The organism is Steroidobacter sp. (assembly GCF_016790065.1).
Lineage (GTDB): Bacteria > Pseudomonadota > Gammaproteobacteria > Steroidobacterales > Steroidobacteraceae > Steroidobacter.
Genome location: NZ_JAEUPY010000779.1, coordinates 1 through 2,294, shown reverse-complemented (window position 1 = coordinate 2,294; position 2,294 = coordinate 1). Strand labels below are relative to the sequence as shown.

Here is a 2,294-nt window from a genome sequence, read left to right as displayed (position 1 = left end):
GGGAAGCGCGACGAAACGATCTTCCTGCAGCCGGTATCCGAGCTCCCGGTAGTAGGTCATCAGGTTGCTGGTGGCTGAGGTCGCCTGTTCTTCGTCATCCGTGAAGAGTGCAAAAGAAAGGTAGGCACGTACGACGCGATCGCCATCTTCGATCGCTTCGAACAGACTGTCGAAATCTTCCCGTTGTTTCGCAAGGTGAGGCAGATAGCGTGAAAGCGGCCCCATCGACTGCCAGGTGGCCGCATTCTTCTTCGAGTTCATCGCGGAGCGCGCGGGCTCCGGGTCCGGAAACAACACGTTGAGCGTGACCAACATGTTCTCGCGAACGCCGCGGGTGCCCGTCTTGAGATCGCCCAAGAACTGTGCGGCCTGCACCAGATGGACATACTCGGGATAGCGCTTCACGCAAAGCGTCTTGACCCGCTTCTGCCCGATCCACAGCCCGCGGTCATCGACCTGGACCGTGGTGTCCAGATCGAATACTTGATCGCGTATCAGCCTGGTTTCGTCGTATAGCAGCGCGTGATTGCGCCACGCTGCGTTCTCACCCCAGTTCAACATCGATCCGAGGATTCGCAGGTATCGCTCCGGCTCCACCAGGATCGGCGCCATGCCAAGCGTGCGAAGGATCTGCTCGGTGGTCACCTTCAGGCGAGCCGCGAGTTCTGCATCGGCCTCCGTCGGCAGCGCCCCCCGGCACGGAATCTTGAGGGACACCAGGATCTGAATATTCCGCACCAGCGTGGGAAGCAGCTCGCTGATCGGTCGCTTTGTATGTTCCTTGAGAAACTTGGCTCGGTTTTGAACCAGGGACGTAGCGATCCGTCGCCCGATATGAACCGACTCCTCCTTCCTGGGGACGCGGATCATCTCCATCATCCGCAGCTCAGTTTCAATATCCGGGCTGGGCCACAGGGAGACCTGAAGGATACTGTTCGGCGGATACGCCTGACCTAGCAGCGGCTGCAACTGCTGCACGATGCGATCATCGACGCCGATGAGCGGATAGCAAAGGAATACAAACCCAAGCGCGCCGTCGGCATGAAAGTACAATCCCTGATCGGGATCGTGAGCGACGGCGGAGAGCATCGCCGCGGGCGTCTTACGCGCCAGCAAGCGATTGTGAAGTTCGGTGATCTCCATGACGGATGGTCCTGAAAACGGGTGAAGAACCGTGACCGGCCGTCGACGCCGGAGGAGCCCGGCGTGACGACCAATCTCCTGTGTTTCAAATCACCGCCGTGACGACCGCGCCGATGATCGTTGGCGCGACGGTCGCGACGAGACCGCACGCGATAGCAGGCACCGCCGCCATGATGCTTTGTCTCACCACGCCCATGACCAGACCAACCACTAGCAAGCTCGCTGCAATCAATCTTCCAAGGTCACCTTGCAACCAGTTCGTGATCGTCGTGTATGCGCTGTTGAATTCCGTGCCGCCGGTGCCTGCGAAAGAAACATCCGGAATAACGAACGACATCACCACAAGCACGGCCACGAGTGCGCTCGCCGAGGCGAGTCGATGAGAGAGCATTGAAAACATACGCGGATGCGGCATGTTCATTTGGGAACTCCTGTTTTCGGCAAAGAGGACGAGTTGGGTCGCTCGCTCGTACCAGCGCGCGCAGCGGGTGCGCCGCCCTGGTCTTTGCCGACGGTCTCCTTCGTTCCAACAGCAGTGCTTTGGATCGAGAAGAGCCGTACAGGCTCAGCCAGATTCGCCTCGCCGAAACTCCATCGACGAGACTCAATTTCGATGAATGCGTAACCTCCTGTGTGAAGCACGCCCCGCGCATCCTCCCAAGGCGCGATCCACGCACGCATCACCTTTGCAGGTGTGCGAATCGGAATGGGACGATCGACCGCCGGCGTGATGCCGTCGGCACGCGCCGTCGCACTCTGGTGCGAATCCAGCCTCTGCGGTGCCGGTCGCGACTTCGTCGCGCTTCCCGGCTTCGCGGAGGTGTGATGCTTCGATGGATCCCGCCCTTCTGGGGCATCACCCAACGGCTCCTCAGCCGTGGGCTCGACGAAGTCGGTGTTCTGTGTCGCGCGATACACCTCGGTGGCTGACATGCACCGAACACCCGCGGGACGACCAGGACAGCTGAACTCCTTCTCACCAATGGTGCTGCATGCACTGAGCGTAACCAGCAGGATCGCCGAGATCGTGCCCCGAGCGGCTGAAGCGACGACACTCATGGAACCTCCTTGTTCGCAGCAATGAACTCGGCGTAGTTGTTCGGTGTGCCCGCGACCGTCGCGCCATTCGGCGCCACGGTGAATGGCAATGT

General features: G+C 60.3%; 3 protein-coding genes. All 3 read right to left on the bottom strand.

All coding sequences use genetic code 11. The features are described from left to right. The coding region (locus JNL55_RS31575) for a TraC family protein (protein WP_293863989.1) at positions 1–1,143 on the bottom strand (1,143 nt) is incomplete at its 3' end. Positions 1,144–1,228: 85 nt separating this feature from the next. After that, positions 1,229–1,564 carry a TraA family conjugative transfer protein gene (gene traA / locus JNL55_RS31570; protein WP_293863986.1) on the bottom strand — a complete coding sequence of 112 codons (336 nt, stop codon included), beginning with the start codon at positions 1,562–1,564 and terminating at the stop codon, positions 1,229–1,231. Then, positions 1,561–2,202, bottom strand: coding sequence for a type IV conjugative transfer system lipoprotein TraV (gene traV / locus JNL55_RS31565; RefSeq protein WP_293863984.1), 642 nt, complete (start codon positions 2,200–2,202; stop codon positions 1,561–1,563). The genes traA and traV overlap by 4 nt, the downstream gene beginning before the upstream one ends. Between the last annotated feature and the right edge of the window lie 92 nt (positions 2,203–2,294).

Excerpts from the sequence above, each read along its gene's own strand:
- traA (WP_293863986.1), bottom strand. The coding sequence starts at position 1,564 with ATGAACATGCCGCATCCGCGTATGTTTTCAATGCTCTCTCATCGACTC.
- traV (WP_293863984.1), bottom strand. The coding sequence starts at position 2,202 with ATGAGTGTCGTCGCTTCAGCCGCTCGGGGCACGATCTCGGCGATCCTG.